Origin of the sequence: Amycolatopsis sp. NBRC 101858, from assembly GCF_030269325.1 — a bacterium.
Lineage (GTDB): Bacteria > Actinomycetota > Actinomycetes > Mycobacteriales > Pseudonocardiaceae > Amycolatopsis > Amycolatopsis ponsaeliensis.
Genome location: NZ_BSTD01000006.1, coordinates 348,966 through 372,153, shown reverse-complemented (window position 1 = coordinate 372,153; position 23,188 = coordinate 348,966). Strand labels below are relative to the sequence as shown.

Here is a 23,188-nt window from a genome sequence, read left to right as displayed (position 1 = left end):
GGTAACCAGTGCTGTGGCCCGGTCGAGTGGGCTACGGCACACTCTTGGGCGTCAGCGTCTGGCCCTTGACGAGCCACGCGACGCCGAACGCCCACACTGCGGCGCTCTCGAGCCACAGCGCGGGGTGCCAGTCCGGGACCAGCCGGAGCCGGCTCGTCACCGCGATCAGCACGAGCGCGGCCAGAATCACGACTCCGCACCCGCGGTAGACGACGCCGGTCCCCGGGGGCTGCTCGCCGTCGTGGGGGAACAGGCGCAGGCAGAAGTAGGCCAGCATCAGGAAGAACGCCGCCGCGAACACGAGGTGCAGCACGCCGGACGTGCGCTGCCACGACGTCGCGTCGTGGTCCGGGGTGGTCGGGAACAGGGCCAGGCCGATCGCGCCGAGGCCGGCCACCGTGCTCGCCACGTTGTCGATGAAGTCGTGGCCGTAGTAGGCGAGCAGGAACACGCCCGCGGCGCACATCGCGCCGACGAAGACGTTGCCGAGGTCGGTGTAGTAGTAGCCGCTGAGCGACCCGATGAGGTCGCCGCCTTGGGCGAGCTGCTTGCCGAGGATCAGGACTACCGGCAGCGCCAGGCCGATGAGCCCGATCGCGCGCCGCAGGTACAGGTACGAATGGACGAGCGGGGCACGGGTCGCCGTGGTCATGGCCGCCTCCCGGGAGCGTTCCTCACCAAGGTCATCGGCGGGTTACTGCCCCGGTTCGAGACCCGTCACCCAGATCCTCAGCTGATCGTTACGCAACTCGGCGAAGGCGCCCGAACTGTGGGCGATGGGGTGGAAGCCCGCCACCAGCCCGATCCGGGCACCCTCGGCCGGGTCCCAGACCTCCAAGCCCGCTTCGGCCCGTACGTACAACAGCCCGTCGTGGGCCCACATGGGCCCGGCCGGCCCGGCGAACATCCCCGTCCGGCGGCCGGTCGTGGCGTCGTACAGCTCGACGCCGTCGAGCATCCGGTCGTCGCTCACGCCCATGCCCTGGACAGCGACGGTCGTGTCGCCGAGCCACGCGATCGGCCGGTCCCACACCCAGTCGCGCGAGGTGAGGCTCCGCCCGTGCTCGGCCGCGTGCGGGTCGCCGTCGAGCCACGCCGCGACGTCGACGACCACCGGCGCGCCCACCGGCATCCAGACCCAGCCGTCCACGACCAGCGCTCGCTCGGACGGGCTCACGTGCAGCGCGCCCTGGAAGTAGTCGAGGTAGTGCTCGTGGTCCGTCGCCGCGGTTTCGCGGTCGGTCAGCAGCTCCCCGCCGGGCAGGGTGAAGACGTCCAAGCGGTTCCAGTCGGTGCCCGCGACGACCTTCGCCGTCTCGCCTTCGCCGAGGAAGGCGAGCGGGAACCGGGTGAACTCGTTGTCGTTCCAGTCCCGGTCGAGGTCGAGGACCGTCAACCACTCGAGCAGGTCGACGACGGTGGCGAACTGGCCGTAGTCCGAGACGACGGCCGCGTACCGGCCGTCGCGCGAGGTGTGCAGGGAGCGGCGCGGCCGGTCGGGGATGTCCCGGATGTCCTTGTAGGTCTCCTCCGGCAGCTCGACCGGCCCGACGAGCCACTGGTCGTCGCCGTCGATCCGGACGAACCCCTCTTCGGTGAGCGCGAGCCAGCCGTCCGGCATCGGGGCGAGGCAGCCGTCGTTCAGTGGTCGCGCCGGGCAGGGGCGGGTCACCCAGCTTCCCGCGAGTTCCTGGTCCCGCAGCAGGATCCCGGGCTCGCCGCACCAGCCCGCGGGAAAGCTTTGCCGGTCGGCCCGCTCGGCGCAGCTCTCGCAGACTTCGACCAGTGCGGCCGGTGTGCAGAGCGCGCAGACCAGGTCGTAGTGCGTGCCCACGCCGGTCAGGTGACGCGTGGACGGGGGAGGTTCTTCGACAGCCAAGTGCGGGCAGAGACGCAAGGTGCCGGTGCGGCCCGGATGGCCGCAAGGCAGGGTGTTCACGACCTCAGTGTGCGTGGGGGCCGCACCGGCTCGCATCCGATTTATCCCAGGTGCGCCAGCCAGCCGCCCTTCGCCGAGATGTCCTCGGCACCTTCGGTCGCCGCCGGTTCGCAGAGGAAGCCGGAGACCTCGCGGCCGTCGGCCAGCTCCACCTTGCCGATGGCCAGCGGTGACGGGATCCGCGAGACGAACTCGCCGAAGCCTCGCACCGGCAGGTCCCACACCTCCGCCGCGATGGCGACGCCGCCGGATGCGACCCGCACCAGCCCGGGCTTGGGTGGCACGGTGTCCAGCGCGTACAGCCGGTAGGCCGCCGCCGTGTCCACTTCGGACACGAACCGGCCGCCCCTCGACGTCAGTTCGTGGTTCAGCGGCTGCCCCCGCAAGTGGGCGCCGACCACCACGATCGGGACCCGCTCGCCGCGCAACCCCGCCAGTGTCGCCAGTTTCAGGTCGTCGTGTGGGGCGCCGACCAGCATCACGCCGAACGGGCGCCCGGCCACCGTTCCCGCCGGGACCGCCAGCGCCGACAGGCCGAACAGGTTGGTCGAGTTGGTGAACCGGCCCAGGCGCGCGTTGATCGCGACCGGGTCCGCGGCCACCTCGGCGATCGTCGGGTGCTCGGTCGTCGTCGGCGTCAGGAGCGCGTCCACGCCCGCCAAGACTGCCAGGGCCTCGGTGCGCAGTCCGGCCAGGGTTCGCTGGTCGGCGAACAGGCGATGCGCCGGGATGTCGCGGGCGCCGGTGATGATGCCGTGCACCACCGGGTCCACCTCGTCCGGGTGCGCCTCCAGGAACTCGCCGACCGCGGTGTACCGCTCGGCGACGAACGCGCCGCCGTACAGCAGCTGGGCCGCCTCCAGGAAAGGCGACGTGTCCACAGTGGTCACTTCGGCGCCGGCCGCCGCGTACTCCTCCACGACTGCCTCGAACGCCTCCGCCCAGCCCGCCTCCAGCGGGCCCAGCCGGTCGGGCACGCCGATGCGGAACCGTCCCGTGTGGACCTGCGCGGGCTCGGCCAGGCAGGTCAGCGCGAACGCCGCCTCCTCGACCGTCCGCGCGAACAGCGACACGCAGTCGATGCTCGCGCACGCCGGGACGACGCCCTCGGTCGGCAGCAGGCCGGGTGTCGGCTTGAGCCCGACGATCCCGTTGAACGCCGCCGGCACCCGCCCGGAGCCCGCGGTGTCGGTGCCCAGCGCCAGGTCCACGATGCCCAGCGCGACCGCCACCGCCGACCCCGAGCTGGACCCGCCCGACACGTACGCCGGGTCGACGGCGTTGCGCACCGCGCCGTACGGGCTGCGCGTGCCGACCAGCCCGGTCGCGAACTGGTCGAGGTTGGTCGTGCCGAGCACCAGCGCCCCGGCCGCCCGCAGCCGCGCGACCACCGGCGCGTCGGCCTCGGGCTTGTACGCGTACGCCGGGCAGCCCGCGGTCGTCGGCAGCCCCGCGACGTCGATGTTGCCCTTGACCGCGACCAGCTTGCCGTACAGCGGCAACCCTCGTTCCGCCAGCGCGGCGGCCTCGGCCAGCACGTCGGCTTCCGGCCGCAGGTCGATCCAGATCTCGGGCCGGTCGACCTGCTCGATCCGCCGGTACGCGGCCCGCACCCGCTCCAGGATGCTCATCCCAGCACCACCAACGGAGTTCCGGGAGCGACCTGGTCACCGGGGGACACGAGCACTTCGACCACCTCACCGCCGGCCGGCGCGGGGATCCGCGCCTCCGTCTTCATCGCTTCCAGCGTCACCAGCGACTGCGCGTCCTCGACGCGCTCGCCCGCCGCGACGTCCACCCGCCACACCGTCGCCGCGAACGGCGCCTCGACGACGTGGCCACCCGGCGGCGCTTCGACCCGCTTCGGCGGCCGCGTCACCGGTTCCGGCTTCGGGTCGAACTCGCCCGCCGCCGCCCACGCCCGCCGTTCCGCCTCGAACGCCGCCGCCTGCGTCGCCCGGAACCCGGCGATGCCGTCCGCGTTGTCGGCCAGGAACCGCTGGTACTCGGCCAGCTTGAAGGTGCCGTCGGTGGTGTCGAGCGCCAGCTGCCCGGACGCGCTCTGCGCCCGCAGGTCGAGGAGCTTGTCCGCGGACACCGGGTACCAGGAGATCCGGTCGAAGAACCGCAGGCACCACGGCTGCTCCCCGCCGTGCCAGCTGTTCCACACCTGCACGGTCCGGCCGACGAACTGGTAGCCGCCCGGCCCCTCCATGCCGTAGATGCAGAGGTAGGCGCCGCCGATGCCGACGGAGTTCTCCGCGGTCCACGTCCGCGCCGGGTTGTACTTCGTCGTCACCAGCCGGTGGCGCGGGTCCAGCGGCGTCGCCACCGGCGCGCCCAGGTAGACGTCGCCGAGGCCGAGCACCAGGTACTCCGCGTCGAACACCGTGCGGTAGACGTCGTCCACACTGGACAGTCCGTTCACCCGCCGGATGAACTCGATGTTCCACGGGCACCACGGCGCGTCGTCGCGCACCCCGGTCATGTACCGCTCGATCGCCTCGCGCGTGGCCGGGTCGTCCCACGACAGCGGCAGCCGGACGCTGCGGCTCGGCACCTCGAGGGCGTGCGTCGGCGGCAGGTCGCGTTCCAGCTCCCGCACCAGCCCGAGCGCTTTGCCGACCGGCAGCGCGTCGGGGTCGACGTGCACCTGCAGCGACCGGATGCCCGGGGTCAGGTCGACGATCCCCGGCACGCCCTCGGCCGCGAGCCGTTCCCCGAGCGCGTGCACCCGCATCCGCAGGGCCAGGTCGAGCTTCATCTCGCCGTACTCGACGAGCAGGTTGTCGTCCCCGCTGCGGCGGTAGGTGACCGACGGTTCATCGTCCGAAGAGGACAGTCGCCCGAGGACACCGCCGTCGTGCCGGGCGGTCCTGGTCGGCGCCACGGCGGTGGCCGGCCGCTGCCGTAGCACCGCCGCGTGGTCGGCGTCGATCGGCACGAACCGCACGGTGTCGCCCGGGCGCAGCTGCCCGAGCTTCCACCGTTCGCCGGTGGCGACCGTCGCCGGGCACACGAACCCGCCCAGGCTGGGCCCGTCCGGGCCGAGCAGGATCGGCAGGTCACCGGTGTAGTCGACGGCGCCGATCGCGTACGGCGTGTCGTGGATGTTCGACGGGTGCAGGCCCGCCTCGCCGCCGTCCGCCCGGGTCCACTGCGGCCGCGGCCCGACGAGGCGGACGCCGGTGCGGGCGGAGTTGAAGTGCACCTGCCAGTCGGTGGCGTAGAACGTGTCGACGTCCCCGGGGGTGAAGAACTCCGGTGCCGCGTGGGGTCCTTCGAGCGTTCCGATCGTCCAGTGCGACCCGAAGCCCGGACGATCGGTCACCGGGCCGACGACCGAGTCCGCGGGGGCGGGCCCGGTGCGCAGGACGTCGCCCGCGGCCAGCGCGCGGCCGCCGTGCCCGCCGAACCGGCCCAGGGTGAACGTCGCCGCGCTGCCGAGGAACGCCGGGACGTCGATCCCGCCGCGGACGAGCACGTAGCTGCGCAACCCGGCCGTGCACGCGCGCACGTCGAGCGTCGAGCCGGCGGGTACGTCGACCGGTGTCCACAAGGGAACCTCGGTGCCCCCGACGAGGACGGTCGTGGGCGCACCGGTGACGCACACCTGCGTGGCGTGGGAGAACCGCAGCGTCACGCCGTCCACAGTGCACTCCAAGCCGGGTGCGCCTTCGGGGTTGCCGAGGGCGAGGTTGCCCAGCCGCAGCGAGCGGTCGTCCATCGGCCCGCTCGGCGGCACCCCGACGTGCCAGAAGCCGGTGCGGCCCGGCCAGTCCTGCACGGTCGTCATCGTCCCGCCGCGCACGACGTCGACGCGGGGCTCGCCGTCCTCGACGCCGTCCAAAGTGGACGTGTCGTGGACGGCCGCGCCGAACGCCGCGTCGGCGGCCGCCGCGCGCAGCTGCCCGAGGTTGGTGCGCACGCCGTCGACCCGGGTCACGGCGAGCGCTTCCCGCAGGTGGCCCAGTGCGTCGGCGCGGTCGGTGCCGGTGCAGATCACCTTGGCCAGCAACGGGTCGTAGTGCGTGGTGACGGTCGTGCCCGGTTCGACCCAGGTGTCCACGCGCGCGTCCGGGGGCAGCGTCACGTGCGTGACGAGCCCCGCGCTCGGCCGGTGCCCGGCAGCGGGGTCTTCGGCGTAGACCCGCGCTTCCACGGCGTGCCCGCGCGCGACCGGCACCGCGCGGAACATCGCGCGGTCGCCCTGCGCGAGCCGCAGCATCCAGGCGACCAGGTCGACGCCGTAGACGGCCTCGGTGACCGGGTGCTCGACCTGCAGCCGCGTGTTGACCTCGAGGAACGCGGCTTCTTCGCGTTCGGGGTCGTAGACGTACTCGACCGTGCCCGCCGAGCGGTACCGCACCGACGAGCAGAGCGCGACGGCGGACTCGACCAGCTGCTTGCGGACCGCGTCCGGCAGGTCCGGCGCCGGGCACTCCTCGACGACCTTCTGGTTGCGACGCTGCAGGGAGCAGTCGCGGGTGCCCAGGGCCAGGACCTCGCCGAGGCCGTCGCCGAACACCTGGACCTCGACGTGGCGGGCGCGGCGCACCAGCCGCTCCAGGAAGACGCCGGAGTTCGCGAAGCTCTTGGCCGCGATGCTCCGCACGGTCTCCCAGGCGTCGCGCAGCTCTTCGGGCGTCGCGCACGCACGCATGCCGATCCCGCCGCCGCCCCCGGTCGCCTTGAGCATCACCGGGTAACCGACTTCCGCGGCGCGGGCCACCGCCTCGTCCACATCGGACAGCAGGCCGGTGCCGGCGAGCAGCGGCACGCCCGCGGCGATCGCCGCCTCGCGCGCGGTGTGCTTGCTGCCGAACACTTCCAGGTGTTCGGGTGACGGCCCGGCGAACGCGAGCCCGGCGTCCTCGCACGCCCGCGCGAACGCCGTGTCCTCGGACAGGAACCCGTAGCCGGGGTGGACCGCGTCGCAGCTGGTTTCGAGCGCGGCCTCGACGATCGCGCCGGCTCGCAGGTAGCTTTCGGCGGCGGGTGCCGGGCCGAGCCGCACGGCCCGGTCGGCGAGCCGCACGTGCGGGGCGAGGCGGTCGGCGTCGGAGTACACGGCGACGGTCTCGAGGCCCAGCTCCCGGGCGGTGCACAGGATCCGGACCGCGATCTCGCCGCGGTTGGCGACGAGCAGCCTCACTCGCCGCCTCCGGGGGCCGTGACGACCATGCGGACGGGCGTCGGGTCGAACCCGTTGCAGGGGTTGTTGATCTGCGGGCAGTTCGACACGAGCACGAGGACGTCGGTCTCGGCGCGCAGCCGGACTTCCAGCCCCGGTGCGGAGATCCCGTCGACGATGCCGAGGGTGCCGTCCTCTTCGACCGGCACGTTCATGTACCAGTTGACGTTGCTGACCAGGTCGCGCTTGCCGAGGCCCCACTTCGCGCCCTCGCTGAGGAAGTTCTCGACGCAGGCGTGCTGGAAGCGGGTGTGCTGGCCGTAGCGGAGGCTGTTGGACTCCTTGCTGCACGCGCCGCCGAGCGTGTCGTGGCGCCCGCACGTGTCGGCGACGACCGTCAGCAGCGGCGCGCCCTCCTGGGTGCGCAGGACGCTGCCCGTGGTGAGGAAGATGTTGCGCTGCGCGGCGATCGTCGCCGCCGCGCTGTAGCGCTTCGCCGTGTCGTTCGCGTCGTAGCAGAGGAAGTCGACGGCCTGGTTGCCGCCGAGGTCGATGATCGCCAGCTCGCTGCCGCGCTTCAGCACGGTCGAGAACGGGGCGCGCGCGGCGACGTCGAACGTCAGCTCCAGCTGGGACTGGTACGCCGTGCTCATGCGATCCCCCGGGCGGTCAGGTAGTCGGCGGTGTTCTCGAAGGCCCGCTGCGCCTCCGGCGAATGCGTCCACTCCGGACTGTCGGGAGTGGACGGCCGGTCGCGCCAAGCGAGCACTTCGAGGTTCGTCACGGTGTAGTCCGGGCGCGGGTCGACCGGGTGCGCCACGTTGGCGATCAGCACGATCGCCGGGATTTCGATCCGGAGCTCGACGGCCCGGCCCGCGCCGGCGGACCCGGTGAAGTCCAGGCCGCCGTCCGGCCGGACGCGCACGCCCTGGAAGAACGACAGGCTCGGCGGCAGGTCCCGCGGCCCGAGGCCGTTCTTGGCCGCCGCCAAGGTGAACAGCGCCAGCCCGGCGGGGGAGGGGCCCTGCGGGGCGCCGTCGCCGTAGCGCTCGGTGTTGTCGTCCACAGTGGACGTCCCGCACAGGGCGTCGTGCCGCCCGCTCGAGTCCGCGACGATCGTCGCGAGCACCCGCGCCTGGTCCGACAGCAGCGCCACCTTCGCGCCGAGGTAGGCGTTCCACTGCACCTTCACCGTGTCCGCGACGTTCAGCCGTTCCCACGGCCCCTCGGCGTTGAACAGCAGCAGGTGCGCGCAGGCGTCGCCGTCGACGTCGGTCAGCCGCAGCCGCGTGCCCCGGGCGAGCACCTTGTGCGTGTAGCCGCCCCCGGCCACCGTCTCGGCCCAGGTCAGCGCCTCGGGTGCGACTTCGGGCGGCGGCGCCGGCCACGTGCTCGCCGGGATCGACGGCATCGTTTCGACCACGGTGCCGGCCTGGGCGCGGGCGTGGTCGCGGGCGCCGTACGGGGTGGCGGTCGTGCTCATGGACGTCCTCTCTCAAGCGCGGGTTCGAGGGCGGGAGCGGGACGCGGGCGCGGCCGGCAGAGCCAGCCGATCACCACTGCGCCGCCGACGAACTCTATCGGGAACAAGAGCATCCACGGGACGCCCGAACCGGTCACGTCGTAGATCTCCGGGCGCGGCCAGGCGATGTTCACGATCATGGCGATGCCGTAGAAAACGGCCGCCCCGTTCACCGGGACACCCCAGCGGCCGAGGGAGAACCGCCCGGGCTCGGCGGGGAAGCGCCCCCGCAGCCGGTGCACCAGCAAGGGGCCGGTGACCAGCAGATACGCCAGGTAGACGACCACCACCGACGTCCCGGTGATCGTGCTGAACAGCGTCGGGTTGCCGAAGTTGAGCAGCAGCAGCCCGATCGCGAACCCGCCGGACACCAGCGCGGGCGCGACCGGCGTGCCCGTGCGCGAACTCACCGACGAAAGTCGGGTCGACGCGGGGAGCGCGCCGTCGCGGGCCATCGCGTAGATCAGCCGGACGGTGCCGGTCTGGATCGTCAGCGTGCAGACGACCACGGCGATCGCGACGTCGGCGAGGAAGACCCGGCCGAGGGTGTCGCCGAAGACGGCGGTGATCACGTACGGCAGGCCGCGGCCGGCGAGCTGCCCGTCGGTGAGGCTCGGTGCGGCCATCAGCGCGGTGACCACCACGGCCAGCCCGCCGATCCCGGACACGAGGACCGCTCGCAGCACCGCGCGGGGAGCCGCCCTTCGCGCGTTCTTCGTCTCCTCCGCGACCGACGCAGCGGTGTCGAAGCCGTAGAGGACGTAGGCGGCCATGAGCGCGGAGGCGAGCACGCCGCCGATCCCGGCGCTCGTGCCGGGAGCGTCGTGCAGCACCACCTGCGGCCCGCGGACCGCGAACAGGCCGAGGCCGAGCACCAGCACGACGACACCGAGCAGCTCGGCCGCGACGCCGACGTCGTTGATCCGCGCGATCAGCCGCACGCCGCCGGCGTTGACGGCGGTGGTGAAGACGAGCAGCGCGGTGCCGAGCAGGACGGCGTTGGCCGCGCCCGACGGCGACGTCACCGCGGGGTCGCCGCCGACGAGCTGGAAGCCGCTCCACACCGACGGCAGCACGACCTGCAGCGCGATGGCCGCGGCGGCGAGCGCGACGACGCAGCCGAGCAGCATCATCCAGCCGGCGAGCCAGCCGAGGAAGCCCTTGGCGAGCTGTTTCGCCCACTGGTACACGGATCCGGCGAGCGGGAAGCGCGCGGCGAGCTCGGCGAAGGTCAGGGCCACGAGCAGCTGGCCGGCGAGCACGACCGGCCACGTCCAGAAGAAGAGCGGGCCGCCGAAGGTGTAGCCGAAGCCGAAGAGCTGGAAGACCGTCGTGAGGATCGAGACGAACGAAAAGCCGGCGGCGAAGGCGGAAAACCTGCCCAGCGACCGGCGGAGTTCCTGGCGGTAGCCGAAGGCAGCGAGGTCGTCGGGTGGTGTCATGCGGGCTCCTTGTTTCGATCGCTTGACAGAAATTAGGTCCCGGGCACGGCTCGTCGATCTCCGGCGCGTTAGAAGCTCGTTAACGGCTACGCCGACGGCGCGTCAACGGCGACATGCGGGTGTAACCGCACCTCGGTGCGGGTGCTCGTGGCGCGGACCTGGCAAGATCACGGCGTGGTCAAAGGGGCGGGGGTCGGCAGGCCCAGGGCGAGCGGCGCGGCGGCGAACCGCCCGGACGCGCGCCAGGCCGTGCTCGACGCGGCGGGCGAGCTGTTCACCGGAGCCGGCTACGCGGCGACGACGACCCGGGCGATCGCCGAGCGCGCGGGGCTGCGCCAGGCGTCGCTCTATTACCACTTCCCGGCCAAGGAAGACATCCTCGCGGCCCTGCTGGCCGAGACGGTCCGCCCGTCCCTGGACTTGGCGGCCCGGCTCGTCGCGGGCCCGTCCCCGGCGGCGGTCCGGCTGTGGGCGCTGGCGTACGCGGACATCCGCCTCCTCGGCAGCGCCCGCCACAACCTGGGCGCGCTGTACCTCCTGCCGGAGGTGGCGTCCCCGAACCTGGCCCGCTTCCGCGCCGAGCGCGCGGACCTGAAGGCGGCGTACGGCCGGCTGGTGGCGGCGTCCGGCGTGGCACCGGAAGCGGTGGGAATCCGGACCGGCCTGGTGTTCGGGCTGGTGGAGAGCATCGCGGTGATCCGCCGGGACGACCCGGAGCTGGACGTCGAAGCCCACGTGCGCGAGGGAGCGGATGGCGTGGTCCGCCTGGCGGGGCTGCCGGAGCCGACGGACGGCCTGCGCGCCGAGGCCCACACGTTGCTGGCGACGCTCACCGACTAGCGGCGGTCTCCGCCTTCATGAGGTCCTTGAGGTCGCGAAGGGTGCGGATGCCCAGCTGGATCGACTGCGCGCCGACGCGCAGCGGCCGGATCGCCGCGCGCAGGGGAGCATTGATCACTTCGAGCGGGCGAATCTGGCCGAGGAAGACGGTGATCGTCGCTTCCACATTTTCCAGTTCGCCAAGCAACTCTACGAATTCCTCGTACTCTTTACTTGCTTGGGCCACCATTTCGGGGCTTCCGTACGATTTCATGAGCGCCATGTAGGAGCGCATGATGTTGTCGGTCTCGGCAATCGTGTTCTCGAAATCGGTACCCATCTGCTGGATGTTCACTGACAGCGGTTTGATCGTGTCGGCTGTCCGGGCTACTCGTTCTTTGATGAATTCTTTGGACTGACCCTCCATGTCGGCCGTCGCCTTCAGCATTTCTTCGGTCACATCGTTCAGTGAGATGGTGACGGTGCCGAGCTGCTGCTCGAGCAGAGCGCCGATCTCGGTGAGTTGCTCGACGTATTCCTGGAGGCCGGGGGCTTCCTCGTCCGGTGTGCGGGTGTCGACGGACGCCGCTTCGGGCGTCTGTAGTGTCTCAAGCTTGCTCTCGGCCGATTCGATGGCCTTGATCAGCTTGCCGGCCACTACGGCCATGGTCCTCCGCCATTCGGCGGTCCCCGCTCCGGCGAGTACTGCATCTTCGATGTCGATGTACTGCAGTCTCTCGATGATGCGGATGTTCGCGTCGTCACTGTGCTCGGTGATGAGGTCTCGTCCCAGGATGATCAACGGCAGGATCAGCTGGGTCAGGCCGAGTTCGTTGGCCTTGGCGTAGAACGCGGTGAGCTCTTCACGGCAGGAGCCGCTCTCGTAGAAGTAGTTCATCGAAATGACTGGGATGAACACCATCGCGGCGTTGATGCCGTCCTGGATCCTGGTCCGCCAGTCCTCGCCCCAGCCGATGCTTTCGCGGTCCACGAAGACCTTGATCTTGCGACCGTATGCCGAAGCGCAGAACTTCTCGAGAGACGATTTCAGCGGAGTGACGAAATTCAGAAATCCGTCGTCCTCGTGCGTGAAGCTCAGGAAGCACTGGACGGCGGGCTGATCGGACATGAAGTCGGTCATCGAGCACACTTTCGCCGGAGTAGCGGAACTCCGGCGAGAAGAGGTCGGCGTGCGATCGATTCTCGGAGTCACACGGCAATGGCCTGAAAGTGTCCTGGATCTGTCCGCTCGGAAGCCCTGGCGACCCGAGTCAGGAAGCCGTGGTCTGCAAGGCCTTGCTCAGCGCCGTGGCCGTCAACCCGACCTGCCACGGCCGCGCGCCGCCCGCGCGGAGGACTGCGGCCACCGACTCCTCGTCCGTCTCCGCCGGGGGACGCCAGCACGTGCGGCGGACCAGGTCCGGCAGCAGCAGGTTCTCCACCGGCAGCCGCCGGTCCTCCGCGATCGCCGACAGGGCCGTGCGCGCCGCCGACAGGCGGGCTGCCGCGTCCGGGTCCTTGTCCGCCCAGCGGTTGACCGGGGGCGGGCCGTCCGTCGGCTGCGATGGCGACGGCAGCTCGGAAGCGGGAAGCGCGCGAGCCGCCTGCAGGTGGCGGAGCCAGCTCGCCGTGTACTTGCGCTGGACGCGGCCGCTGAACACCGGCAGCGCCTGGAGCTCCTCGACCGTCTTCGGGTCGGCCGTCACCGCGTTGATGATCGCGCTGTCCGGCAGGATGCGGCTCGGCGCGCGGTCGCGTTTGCGGGCCAGCTCGTCGCGGGCCTGCCACAGCTCGCGGACCGCCGCCAGGCCGCGGGGGTTGCGGATCTTGTGCACGCCGGACGTCCGGCGCCACGGCTCGGCTCGCGGTCCCGGCGGCGGGGCCGTGCGCACGAACTCGAACTCCTGCTGCGCCCACTCCAGCTTGCCCTGGGCGCCCAGCTCCGCCTCCAGCTTTTCGCGCAGCTGGATGAGCAGCTCGACGTCGAGGGCCGCGTAGTTGAGCCAGTCGACCGGCAACGGCCGCTTCGACCAGTCGGCGGCGCTGTGCCCCTTCTCGAGGGTGTAGCCCAGCAGCAGCTCGACCAGGGTGCCCAGCGCGACCCGCTCGTAGCCCGCCAGCCGGCCGGCCAGCTCGGTGTCGAACAGCGCCGCCGGGTGCAGGTCCAGCTCGGCTAGGCAGGGGAGGTCCTGGGAGGCGGCGTGCAGCACCCATTCCAGGGAGTTGAGGACGTTCTTCAGCGGGGTGAGGTCGTCCAGCTCGGTCGGGTCGATCAGGACCGTGCCGGAACCCTCGCGCCGCAGCTGGACGAGGTAGGCCTTGGGCCAGTACCGGTAGCCGGACGCGCGTTCGGTGTCGACGGCGACGGCGCCGGTGCCCGCGGCGAGCCGCTCGCAGGCTTCGAGCAGCGCGGCTCGGTCGGTGACCACCGGGGGTGTGCCCTCGACGGGCTCGCGTAGCAGCACAGGGCCGCCCGTGGACTCGATCTCCATCCCGGTGTCCTCGGCCTCTGTGCTTTCCATGACTAGCGACCCTACGGGACGGGCGTACCGCGCCTGGTGCGCCCGCCCCGTGGGGAGGTTCGTCTATCCGTCAGCGGATGACGCCGGCCCGCATGGCCAGCGCAACCATCTGAGCCCGGTCGCCCGTGCCGAGCTTGCGCCCGATCCGGGACAGGTGGGACTTGACGGTGAGGGCGGAGAGGGAAAGTTCCTCGCCGATCTCCTTGTTGGACTGTCCGTCGGCGACCAGCTGAAGCACCTCCACCTCACGAGCGGAGAGCTCGCGCGGGGTGTTGTCGGTGCCCGCGACGCGGGTCCCGGTGGCGAGCACCGGAGCCACGCTCGGGTCGGCGTAGACGCCGCCTTCGAGCACGCGCCGCACGCCATCGGTCACGACGACCGGTGACGCGGACTTCAGCAGGTACGCCTGGGCCCCGGCCTGGAAGGCCGAGCGGACCGCGTACGGGTCGTCCGAGGATGCGAGTACGACCACGCGCGGCCAGCCGTGGCTACGGAGTTCCGTAACCAGTTCGATGCCGCTGCCGTCCGGCAGTCCAAGATCGAGGATCGCCAGGTCACAAGGCCCAGTGGCCTGTGCTCGCGCCCTCGCCTCGGCCACCGTGGCGGCTTCGTGGACGGTCCCCGCACCCATCTGTGCGAGTCTTGCTGCGATTGCCTCCCTCAACAGCGGGTGGTCGTCGACCACCAATACCGAAAAAAGCTCTTCCCGCGGGTGCGGAACCATGCTCGCCGGCAATGCACCGGCTGGCGTGGATCGGACGGCCTGAGAAATGCCGACGGTAGCCACGTCACTACCTCCCTGGAGTCGGTCGTGCCCCCCGACCGGCACCGGGACCTTCGGCCGTTCAGCCGCGCCAGCTTTAGACCGAAAGTGGTGTCGTCGAAGGCACTGTAGCCGCCCTGAGGCCGTTGCGGGGGGATCGAATGGGTATCTATCTCAAACGAACAGTCACTCAGTGGGTTCGGAGTAACACGATCGGGCTAGTACACGGCCGGTTGCTAACGGATAGCCCAGCGAACACGATGCAAAGAAGTTACCGGCGCCCAAATGGCCGTGCAGATGGAGTGTGCAGCTGCCGGTGCGCGTAGTGACAGGGGTCCGGATGGGGGTCCAGGCGGGCCGGAATGTGCCTCCGGCCGGGGCATGATCAACTTCGTGAATCGGCTTCACCGGGCCCTCGCGGCGGCCGGAATGGTGACTGTCCGTGGCCTTCATCGGTGATCCTCGGCCTACTGGGCCCTAGTTGATCTTGTTGCGGTGCGTGACCGCGCCGGCTCCACGAACGGGGGCGCCGGCGAAGACGTGAAACGGCCTCGGGAACGCGCTGGTGGTCTGCTGGTGTCAGCCGTCGTCCGGGCCGTTCCGCCCGCCGGTGGCGCGCTGAGGGGGCCGACCGGGGGTTCCCGTTGGTTTGGACGGCGTTCTGCGGATGTGAAATTTGCTCACATCCGTACAAGGGGGCGGCGCGGGGACGGCCGGGGGAGCGCGGCCGTTGCCGATTCGTTGCAGATGATCGCCCGGACGGCCGCGGAGGGGGGCCGTCAGGAGCTTTGGCGCTGCCCGAACATCGTCACGCCGACCGGCGGCAGACCCACCACGCTGGCCATCACCTGGCAGAACGCCTGCCCGTGCGGCAGCAGCCCGGCGTCCGTCGGCGTCCACGACGCCCGCAGCTCGAGGTCGTCCGTCCGCGCCGGGCCGGAAATGTCGCCGAAGCGGGCCGACGACGTCTCCGTCACCGTGCCGCCCAGTGCCGTCCAGCTCGCGCCCGACACCTCGAGCGCGTCCGTCAGCCACGACCAGCCGACCGCCGGCAGGAACGGGTCCGTCGCCAGTTCCCGGTCCAGCTCCGCGCGCACGTACATGACCAGCCGGAGCACGCCGTCCCAGCCTTCCTGGCCCTCGGGGTCGTGCAGCAGGACCAGCCGGCCCGAGGCCAGCACGTCCGCGGGCCCGGCGACCTCGCAGCTGACCGCGTACGACCACGGCGCGAGCCGCTGCGGCGCCCGCATCGGCTCCAGCAGCACCTCCCGGCGGGGCCGGACGGACTGCAGCGCCACAACTGCTTCGCGGAAAAGCTCGGGCACTGGCGTCATGGCGGTCACGCTTCGACTTTAGGGCGGGCACGCCCCGTTGCGGGCGCAGGCGCGCCGATGGAACCACCGTCCCCAGCTCGTGGCACGATTGACGGCGATGTCTCAGACCACGCCCCTGCCGCAGCGAGCCGCTCCGTCCGGCCGCCGCGAGCTGCCCGAAGCCCCGTTCCTGGCCGCCGCGCGCGGCGAACGCCCGGCCCGCACCCCCGTCTGGTTCATGCGCCAGGCCGGTCGCTCGCTGCCCGAGTACCGCGCGCTGCGCGAGGGCGTGCCGATGCTCGACGCCTGTTTCGACCCCGAGATGCTCGCCGAGATCACGCTGCAGCCGGTCCGCCGGCACGACGTCGACGCGGCCATCCTCTTCAGCGACATCGTCGTGCCGCTCAAGGCCGCCGGGGTCGACATCGACATCGTCCCCGGCACCGGCCCGGTGGTCGAAGCGCCGGTGCGCGACCTCGCGGCCGTGCAGGCGCTGCCGGTGCTGGAGCCGGATCAGGTCGCGAAGGTGGCCGACGGCGTCAAGCTGCTGGTCGAGCGGCTCGGCGGGACGCCGCTGATCGGCTTCGCCGGCGCGCCGTTCACCCTGGCCAGCTACCTCATCGAGGGCGGCCCGAGCCGCAACCACGAGCACACCAAGGCGCTGATGCACTCGGAGCCGGCGCTGTGGCACGAGCTGGCCGGCCGCCTGGCCGACACCGCGCTGACGTTCCTGCGCGCGCAGCTCGACGCCGGCGTCGACGCCGTCCAGCTGTTCGACTCCTGGGCGGGCGCGCTGTCCGAGCGGGACTACCGCGAGTTCGTGCTGCCGCACTCGGTGAAGGTCCTCGACGGCGTCGCCGAGTACGGCGTGCCGCGGATCCACTTCGGCGTCGGCACCGGCGAGCTGCTCGGCGCCATGCGCGACGCGGGTGCGGACGTCGTCGGCGTCGACTGGCGGATCCCCCTGGACGAGGCCGTTCGCCGCCTGGGCGGGCACGCCGTCGTGCAGGGCAACCTCGACCCGGCGCTGCTGCACGCGTCCTGGCCGGTCCTCGAAGCCGAGGTCCGCCGGATCGTCGAGGAGGGCAAGGCGGCCGACGGCCACATCTTCAACCTGGGCCACGGCGTGCTGCCGGGCGTCGACCCCGACGTGCTGACCCGCGTGGTCGGGCTGGTGCACGGGCTGTGAAGCGCGTCGCGGTCGTCGGCGGCGGCGTCTCCGGGCTGACCGCGGCGTACCGGCTGCGGCGGCTGCTCGGCGAAACCGCCGAGATCGTCGTGTTCGAGAAGACGAAGACGCCGGGCGGGAAGCTGCGCACGGCCGAGCTGGCCGGCGTCCCGTACGACGTCGGCGCGGAGGCGTTCCTCGTCCGCCGGCCCGAGCTGCTGGGGCTGGCCCGCGAGCTGGGGCTCGACGTCGTCCACCCGACGAAGGCGCGCGCGAAGATCCACGCCGGCGGCACGGTGACCGGCCTGCCGCCGGGCACCGTCATGGGCGTTCCGGCGTCGGCGGAGTCGGTGGCCGGGGTGCTGTCGGAGGCGGGGCGCAAGGCCGTCGAGGCCGAGTCGTCGCTGCCCGAGTTGCGGCTGCCGGGCGGTGACGTGGCGCTCGGGCCGCTGCTGCGCGAGCGGTTCGGCGACGAGCTGGTCGACCGGCTCGTCGACCCGCTGCTGGGCGGCGTCTACGCGGGCGGGGCCGACGGTCTGGGCCTGCGCGCGACCATGCCCGGCCTGGCCGCGGCGGTGGCCGCGGGCGCCGGTTCGCTGACCGCGGCGGCCAAGGCGCAGCTGCCGGCGAACCCGTCGTCGGCGCCGGTGTTCGGCACCGTGCCCGGCGGCCTGGGCACGCTGGTCGACCGGCTCACCGAGTTGTCCGGCGCCGAGCTGCGGACCGGGCTGCCGGTCTGCGAGATCGAGCGGAACGGCACCGGCTGGCGGCTGCGGATCGGCGCGAACCCCACCGCGCACGCGCCCGCGGACAACACGGTCGAGGCGGACGCGGTCGTCCTCGCGGTGCCCGCGCCCTCGGCCCGGCGGCTGCTCGCCGACCTGGTCCCCGCCGCTTCGGCGGCGTTCGGCGAGGTCGAGCTGGCGTCGATGGCCGTGGTGGCGCTGGCGCTGCCGCCCGGCACGCGCCTGCCCGACGCGTCGGGGATCCTGATCGGCGCCGGCGAGGCCGATTCCTCGGGCAAGCCGTACGCGGCGAAGGCGTTCACGTTCTCTTCGCGCAAGTGGGCGCACCTCGGCAGCGGCCCGGTGCTGGTCCGCGGCTCGGTCGGGCGCTTCGGCGAGCTGGGCGCGCTGCAGGCGGACGACGTCGAGCTGGTCCGCGTGGTCCGCGACGACCTGGCCCGGCTGACGGGCGTGCGCGCGGCGCCGGTCGAGACGCTGGTGACGCGCTGGGGCGGCGGCCTGCCGCAGTACGGCACCGGGCACCTCGAGCGGATCGAGCGGATCGAGAAGGCGATCGCGGGGGTGCCGGGGCTCGCGGTGGCGGGGGCGACCCTGCACGGCGTCGGACTGCCGGCGTGCGTGGCGACGGCCGAGGCGGCGGCGCACCGGATCGCCGCGCACCTCTCTTCGTGAGTGCTCTCACCTGACCCGTGGCAGCGCCCGCGTCGCCGCGGTGACAGGATGGATGCATGGCGCGGGTCAACTACAACGAGCTCAACGACACCATCCGCTACACCACCTGGTCGGTCTTCCGGATCGAGCCCGGGCGGCTGGGCGAAGACCGCGGGGCGGCCGGTCGCGAGACGACCGAGTACCTCGACGGCCTGGAGGCCAAGGGTGTCGTCGTCCGGGGGGTCTACGACCTTTCGGGCCTGCGTGCCGACGCCGACTACATGGTCTGGTGGCACGCCGAGGAGATCGAGCAGATCCAGGCGGCCTACTCCGGCTTCCGCCGCACACCGCTCGGCCGCGCGTCGACGCCGGTCTGGAGCCAGACCGCGCTGCACCGGCCCGCGGAGTTCAACAAGAGCCACATCCCGGCGTTCCTGGCCGGCGAAGAGGCCCGCAAGTTCATCTGCGTCTACCCGTTCGTCCGCTCCTACGAGTGGTACCTGCTGCCGGACGCCGACCGCCGCAAGATGCTCGCCGACCACGGCAAGGAAGCCCGCGACTACCCGGACGTGCGCGCCAACACCGTCGCGTCGTTCGCGCTGGGCGACTACGAGTGGATCCTGGCCTTCGAGGCCGACGAGCTGCACCGGATCGTCGACCTGATGCGCCACCTGCGCGGCACCGAGGCGCGGCTGCACGTGCGCGAGGAGATCCCGTTCTACACCGGTACCCGCGTGCCGCCGGCCGAGCTCGTCGCGGCTCTGCCGTAGTGGCCGAGGTTCTGGACGGCGTCTGGCACGCCCTCACGGGGGAGAAGCCGGGACCGGTCGAGCTGACCGGCGCCGAAGACGTGCTGCCCGGCCCGTACCGGGTGGCGGCGGCCGCGCAGGCGTCCGTCGCGGCGGCGACCCTGGCGGCCGGCGAAATGCTGAAGCTGCGCGAAATCGAGCCCGGCGTCGTCACGGCGGACACTCGGCACGCGGCGGCGGCTTTCGCGAGCGAAGGGCTCTCGCGCGTCGAGGGCGCTTCGCCGGAGTCGGTGTGGGCGCCGTTGTCGGGCAACTACCGCACGGCCGACGGCTGGGTGCGGCTGCACTGCAACTACCCGCGCCACGAAGCGGCGGTGTGCTGGGGGCTCGGTGTTCCCGGCACTCGCGAGGCCGTCGAAAAGGCGGTCGCCGGACGCGGCGCGCGCGAGGTCGAGCACGCGGTGGTGTCGGCCGGGGGAGCGGCGGCGCAGCTGCGTTCGCCCGAGGACTGGGCCGCGCACCCGCAGGGGTCGGCGGTGGCTTCGCTGCCCCTGGTGGACTTGGCGCCGATCGGCGAAGCACCGAAGCGGACGTTGTTCTATTCGGACCGTCCGCTGGGCGGCATCCGGATCCTGGAGCTGACCCACGTCCTGGCCGGCCCGGTGGCCGGGCGGGTGCTGGCCGCGCACGGCGCCGACGTCCTGCACGTCGGCGCGGCGCACCTGCCGCGCGTCGAGACCTTGGTGCGGGACACGGGTCAGGGCAAGCGCTCGACGTTCGTCGCGCTGGACACCGAGGGCGGCCGCGCGCGGCTGAAGAAGCTGATCAGCCGGGCGGACGTGCTGGTGCAGTCGTTCCGCCCGGGGGCGCTGGCCCGCATCGGGTTCGGGCCCGCGGAGCTGGCCGAACTGCGGCCGGGCCTGGTGATCGCCGACTTGAGCGCGTACGGCTGGGAGGGTCCCTGGGCCCGGCGGCGCGGGTTCGACAGCCTGGTGCAGATGTCGAACGGCATCGCCTGGGGGGAAACGCCTTCGCCGTTGCCGCTCCAGGCACTGGACCACGGAACGGGCTGGCTCGCGGCGGCGGCGGTGATGACGGCGCTGCGCAGGCAGGTGACGGACGGCGGAACGTGGCGGGTCCGGCTGTCCCTGGCGGGCACGGGCCACTGGCTGGATTCCTTGGGGCGCAAGGACCCTGCGGCGGCTGCGGTCGACTTCAGCGACCTGCTGGAGGAGACGGACAGCGGCTACGGCCGGCTGACCCGGGTTCGGATGGCCGGTGGACTGCCGGGGGCGGAGCCGCACTGGGACTTCGGGACGCGGCTCCCGGGAGTCGACAAACCGACCTGGACCCCTTAGCGGCGCCGGAGCCGGGCTCGCAGCCCGCGCTTCGGCTTCGGCAGGTGCCCATTCGCGATCAGCCACTCCACGAACGCGTCCGCGTACGCCCCCGACCGCTCCGTGTCCCGCTTCGGGCGCGAAGCGGTGAACTCCGCGAACAGCGGCCCGAACCGCTCTCCGAGCGCCTCCGCCACCTCGGGCCGCTGGTACGCCAGCACCCGCCCGTGCTTGCGCCGCAACACGTTCGCCTCCACGCGCAACCGCGACGTGTCGAAGCCCGACGGCGCCGGGCCGTCGGACAGCAGTGCCTGCAACAGTTCCGCCTGCTGCCGGGCCAAGTCCGCGCGGCTCACGCCGTCACCGCCGCCCGCAGGGCCGCCAGCTCCGCCGCCAGCTCGTCGTCGGTCGGGTAGTCGTCGTCGCGCTCCAGCAGGACGCCCGGGGGGTCCGTCCGGCGGCGCAGCTCGGTCAGCAGCGACAGGACCTCCGGCAGCACCGGGTGCGCGTGGGTGTCGTGGTAGACGCCGTCGCGCTCGATGCCGCCCGCCATGTGCACGTACGCCAGCCGCTCCCACGGGATGCCGTCCAGGAACGCCTCCGGGTCGGTACCGATGTTGCGGGCGTTGGCGTACAGGTTCGCGACGTCGATGATCAGCCGGCAGTCCGTGCGCTCGGTCAGCTCGGTGAGGAACTGTTCTTCGGTGAGCTCGGCGGACGGCCACTCCAGCACCGCCGCGATGTTCTCCAGCGCGAACGGGACGTCCACAATGGACTGTGCGAGCCGGACGTTGGCCACCAGCACGTCCAGCGCCTCGCGCGTGCGCGGCAGCGGCATCAGGTGACCCGAGTCGAGCCCGCCCGCGCGCACGAAGCACACGTGGTCGCTGACCAGCGGCGCGTCCAGCGCCCGCGCGATCTCCGCGAGGTGCTGGACGCGCCCGGTGTCGAGGGGCTCGGCCCCGCCCAGCGACAAGGACACGGCGTGCGGCAGCACCGGCAGGCCTCGCTTGCGCAGCGCCACGAGCGTCTCCGGGAGGTGGTCGGCGTGCAGGTTCTCGGCGACCACCTCCACCCAGTCGACGCCGGGCAGGCGCGCGATGGACAGGTCCAGCTCGTGCCGCCAGCCGATCCCGATGCCGAGCTCACCCACCGCAACCCCCTCCGCCGCACGAAGAACCACCGCCACAGGACGATCCGCTGCTGCACGAAGAACCACTGCTGCACGACGAACTCGAGCACGAGGACCCGCCCGACGAACCGCCGCCGCCGAAGGAGCCCGCGGGCGGCATCAGCGCCGCGCTCAGCTCCTCGTCCGGGTACATCGCCCAGCCGCCGAGGGCGACCGCGGCCGCGGCGCCGCCGAGCAGCATGCCGCCCGCCAGCATCCCGGCCGGCACCGGGCCGCTCGCCGCGGACCGCGCCTGGCCGAGCAGGCGGTGTCCGGCGGCCGACGGCTGCCGGGGCCCGGTCTTCGACCGCCGGACCGCCGCCACGATCGTCAGCACCGCCGCGATGAGCACCAGGAACACCAGGACGCCGACCGGGCGGCCCAGCGAGATGCCGTTGACCAGCCGCACGACGCCGAGCACCAGCACGGCCAGCTGCAGGACGAGCCCGAACGTCCGCGACTGCCGCTTGGCGGCCGCCGAGGCCAGCAGGCCCCGCTGTTCGAGGCCGTCCTCCAGGGCCCGCATCGCCGCCGACCGGCGCCCGTAGTCCCGCAGCGTCGCGGTCGTCTTCAGCTGCGCCGCGTCGAAGACCGCCTGCTCGAGCGGCTCGACCGGCCGCGTCCCGGCCTGGCTGAGCTGCTTGTAGCTGTTGACGCGCAGCTGTCCGCGTTCCACCAGCGCCGCGATCGCCGCGTCGGTGGCCCGGTCGGGACCACCCGCGAGGAACGCGAGCTGGTACACGGTCGGCGGCGGGCCGGGCCGCTCGTGGTCCGCCCGCATCGCGCGGCTCGCGACGACGCCGGCCACGATGACCCGGATCAGCAGCACCGCGCCGAGCAGTGCGATGTAGAGGACCACGAAATCCGGTCCGGAGATGCCCCACGGGTCGTCCATCGCCCGTCTCCCCTCAGTGAGTTGCGGTTACCGTAGCTGTGAGACGCAGGCAGTCGCGTCGGCGTTTCAACCGCCGCAGCCTCCGCCGCCACCCCCTCCGCAGCCGCCCCCGCCACCGCCACCGCCGCCGCAGGAGCTGCCGCCGCCACCGCTGCTGCACGAGCTGCCGCCGTAGTAGCCGGCGAACCCGCCGCCACCGGCCGCCGCCCACCGGCTGCGGCGGTGGGCGGAGCGGGTGGCCGAGACCACCGTGGACCGGCTGACGGCCAGCCGGACGTCCTTGTCGGGGTGGCTGTCGAACCCGCCGGCCGCGACGGCACCCGCGGGGCCGGAGGTCAGCACGCCGGCGCGCTCGGCTTCACGGGCGGCAGCGCGTCCGGCGGTGGTGGCCTTGACCTCGGGCGCGTTCGCGGCGCGGGTCGTGACGAAGATGGCCGCCACCAGGCCCAGCAGCAGCAGGCCCAGCAGGAAGCCGACGGGGTGCCCGGTCGAGCTGCCGGCGATCAGCCGGACCACGCCGAACACGACCAGCACCCAGTACGCGACGGCGGTGAACACCCAGGTCAGCCGCACTTTCCGGGCGTCGACGAGCAGGCCGCGCGCGATCAGCCCGTGCTCCAGGCCGACCAGCGCCGGGTGGTGCCGCACCTCGCGGCGCACCGACTCGACGACGGTGCCGGTCTTGCCGATCCGCGCCAGCGCGGCGCGGCCCAGGTCGTCCGGAGCGCTGCCCCGGACGCGGTGCACGCGGCCGGTGCCGTCCATCCGGATGGTCTGCCGTTCCAGCAGCCGGGCGACGACGAACTCGCCGGCCCGCGTGCGCCCGCCGGTCAGCAGGGCCAGCTCTTCGGCCCGCTCGGGCGCGCCGCCCGCGCGGCCGCGCAGCAGCAGCCGGGTCCGCACCGCGGCGTAGCCCGCGGGCAGAAGCAGCAGGCCCAGGTAGAGGCCCGCGAACAGCGGGCCGGGAATGCCCCAGGTGTCGGTCATGACGCCGCCCTCCCTCGTCCGTGTGCGGAG

Annotated in this window: 20 protein-coding genes; 5 read left to right on the top strand and 15 right to left on the bottom strand. The window is 72.6% G+C overall.

Annotation, left to right across the window (positions count from 1 at the left end; translation table 11 throughout):
• Positions 1–31 precede the first annotated feature (31 nt).
• The 7 genes from QSK39_RS40915 to QSK39_RS40885 all read right to left on the bottom strand — a co-directional run bounded on the left by QSK39_RS40915 (position 32) and on the right by QSK39_RS40885 (position 10,037).
• Positions 32–652, bottom strand: coding sequence for a DUF998 domain-containing protein (locus QSK39_RS40915; protein WP_285483190.1), 621 nt, complete (start codon positions 650–652; stop codon positions 32–34).
• Between the two features lie 42 nt (positions 653–694).
• Positions 695–1,834 carry a hypothetical protein gene (locus QSK39_RS40910; RefSeq protein ID WP_285483189.1) on the bottom strand — a complete coding sequence of 380 codons (1,140 nt, stop codon included), beginning with the start codon at positions 1,832–1,834 and terminating at the stop codon, positions 695–697.
• A 146-nt stretch (positions 1,835–1,980) separates the two neighbouring features.
• Positions 1,981–3,570 (bottom strand): allophanate hydrolase, encoded by a 1,590-nt coding sequence (locus QSK39_RS40905; RefSeq protein ID WP_285483188.1) that lies wholly within the window; start codon positions 3,568–3,570, stop codon positions 1,981–1,983.
• Positions 3,567–7,094 (bottom strand): urea carboxylase, encoded by a 3,528-nt coding sequence (gene uca / locus QSK39_RS40900; protein WP_285483187.1) that lies wholly within the window; start codon positions 7,092–7,094, stop codon positions 3,567–3,569. The genes QSK39_RS40905 and uca overlap by 4 nt, the downstream gene beginning before the upstream one ends.
• Positions 7,091–7,726: an urea amidolyase associated protein UAAP2 gene (locus tag QSK39_RS40895; RefSeq protein ID WP_285483186.1), complete on the bottom strand. Its 636-nt coding sequence runs from the start codon at positions 7,724–7,726 to the stop codon at positions 7,091–7,093. Before QSK39_RS40895 ends, uca begins: the two co-directional genes overlap by 4 nt.
• Positions 7,723–8,556, bottom strand: a complete 834-nt coding sequence (locus QSK39_RS40890) for an urea amidolyase associated protein UAAP1 (RefSeq protein WP_285483185.1) — start codon at positions 8,554–8,556, stop codon at positions 7,723–7,725. Before QSK39_RS40890 ends, QSK39_RS40895 begins: the two co-directional genes overlap by 4 nt.
• Positions 8,553–10,037 (bottom strand): amino acid permease, encoded by a 1,485-nt coding sequence (locus tag QSK39_RS40885; protein WP_285483184.1) that lies wholly within the window; start codon positions 10,035–10,037, stop codon positions 8,553–8,555. The genes QSK39_RS40890 and QSK39_RS40885 overlap by 4 nt, the downstream gene beginning before the upstream one ends.
• Before the next feature lie 174 nt (positions 10,038–10,211).
• Here QSK39_RS40885 and QSK39_RS40880 point away from each other — a divergent pair, with 174 nt between their 5' ends.
• Entirely contained in the window at positions 10,212–10,877 is a 666-nt protein-coding gene (locus QSK39_RS40880; RefSeq protein ID WP_285483183.1) for a TetR/AcrR family transcriptional regulator, read from the top strand.
• Here the strand turns inward: QSK39_RS40880 and QSK39_RS40875 are convergent.
• The 4 genes from QSK39_RS40875 to QSK39_RS40860 all read right to left on the bottom strand — a co-directional run bounded on the left by QSK39_RS40875 (position 10,867) and on the right by QSK39_RS40860 (position 15,484).
• Complete coding sequence (locus QSK39_RS40875) at positions 10,867–11,997, bottom strand: toll/interleukin-1 receptor domain-containing protein (protein WP_285483182.1); 1,131 nt, start codon at positions 11,995–11,997, stop codon at positions 10,867–10,869. The two genes, QSK39_RS40880 and QSK39_RS40875, sit on opposite strands and share 11 nt — an antisense overlap.
• A gap of 130 nt (positions 11,998–12,127) precedes the next feature.
• Positions 12,128–13,348, bottom strand: coding sequence for an HRDC domain-containing protein (locus QSK39_RS40870; protein WP_502873364.1), 1,221 nt, complete (start codon positions 13,346–13,348; stop codon positions 12,128–12,130).
• Between the two features lie 100 nt (positions 13,349–13,448).
• The gene (locus tag QSK39_RS40865; protein WP_033261886.1) at positions 13,449–14,165 is read right to left on the bottom strand and encodes a response regulator; all 717 of its coding nucleotides are present in this window, start codon (positions 14,163–14,165) and stop codon (positions 13,449–13,451) included.
• Between the two features lie 755 nt (positions 14,166–14,920).
• Positions 14,921–15,484, bottom strand: coding sequence for a DUF3000 domain-containing protein (locus QSK39_RS40860; protein ID WP_285483180.1), 564 nt, complete (start codon positions 15,482–15,484; stop codon positions 14,921–14,923).
• A gap of 88 nt (positions 15,485–15,572) precedes the next feature.
• Here QSK39_RS40860 and hemE point away from each other — a divergent pair, with 88 nt between their 5' ends.
• The 4 genes from hemE to QSK39_RS40840 are packed head-to-tail and all read left to right on the top strand — an operon-like array spanning position 15,573 to position 20,126.
• On the top strand, positions 15,573–16,643 hold the full coding sequence (gene hemE, locus QSK39_RS40855) for a uroporphyrinogen decarboxylase (RefSeq protein ID WP_285483179.1): 1,071 nt from the start codon (positions 15,573–15,575) through the stop codon (positions 16,641–16,643).
• Positions 16,640–18,040 carry a protoporphyrinogen oxidase gene (hemG, locus tag QSK39_RS40850; protein ID WP_285483178.1) on the top strand — a complete coding sequence of 467 codons (1,401 nt, stop codon included), beginning with the start codon at positions 16,640–16,642 and terminating at the stop codon, positions 18,038–18,040. Before hemE ends, hemG begins: the two co-directional genes overlap by 4 nt.
• Positions 18,041–18,096: 56 nt before the next feature.
• The gene (gene hemQ, locus QSK39_RS40845; RefSeq protein ID WP_284745282.1) at positions 18,097–18,789 is read left to right on the top strand and encodes a hydrogen peroxide-dependent heme synthase; all 693 of its coding nucleotides are present in this window, start codon (positions 18,097–18,099) and stop codon (positions 18,787–18,789) included.
• Positions 18,789–20,126, top strand: coding sequence for a CoA transferase (locus QSK39_RS40840; RefSeq protein ID WP_285483177.1), 1,338 nt, complete (start codon positions 18,789–18,791; stop codon positions 20,124–20,126). The genes hemQ and QSK39_RS40840 overlap by 1 nt, the downstream gene beginning before the upstream one ends.
• Here the strand turns inward: QSK39_RS40840 and QSK39_RS40835 are convergent.
• From QSK39_RS40835 to QSK39_RS40820, 4 genes are all read right to left on the bottom strand, one after another.
• Positions 20,123–20,461 (bottom strand): SCO6045 C-terminal-like domain-containing protein, encoded by a 339-nt coding sequence (locus QSK39_RS40835; RefSeq protein ID WP_285483176.1) that lies wholly within the window; start codon positions 20,459–20,461, stop codon positions 20,123–20,125. The two genes, QSK39_RS40840 and QSK39_RS40835, sit on opposite strands and share 4 nt — an antisense overlap.
• Positions 20,458–21,258: an MbnB/TglH/ChrH family RiPP precursor modification enzyme gene (locus tag QSK39_RS40830; RefSeq protein ID WP_285483175.1), complete on the bottom strand. Its 801-nt coding sequence runs from the start codon at positions 21,256–21,258 to the stop codon at positions 20,458–20,460. Before QSK39_RS40830 ends, QSK39_RS40835 begins: the two co-directional genes overlap by 4 nt.
• A complete protein-coding gene (locus tag QSK39_RS40825) occupies positions 21,251–22,171 on the bottom strand; it encodes a TIGR04222 domain-containing membrane protein (RefSeq protein ID WP_285483174.1) in 921 nt (306 codons plus the stop codon). The genes QSK39_RS40830 and QSK39_RS40825 overlap by 8 nt, the downstream gene beginning before the upstream one ends.
• 66 nt (positions 22,172–22,237) lie before the next feature.
• Entirely contained in the window at positions 22,238–23,158 is a 921-nt protein-coding gene (locus tag QSK39_RS40820; protein ID WP_285483173.1) for a TIGR04222 domain-containing membrane protein, read from the bottom strand.
• Positions 23,159–23,188: the final 30 nt, after the last annotated feature.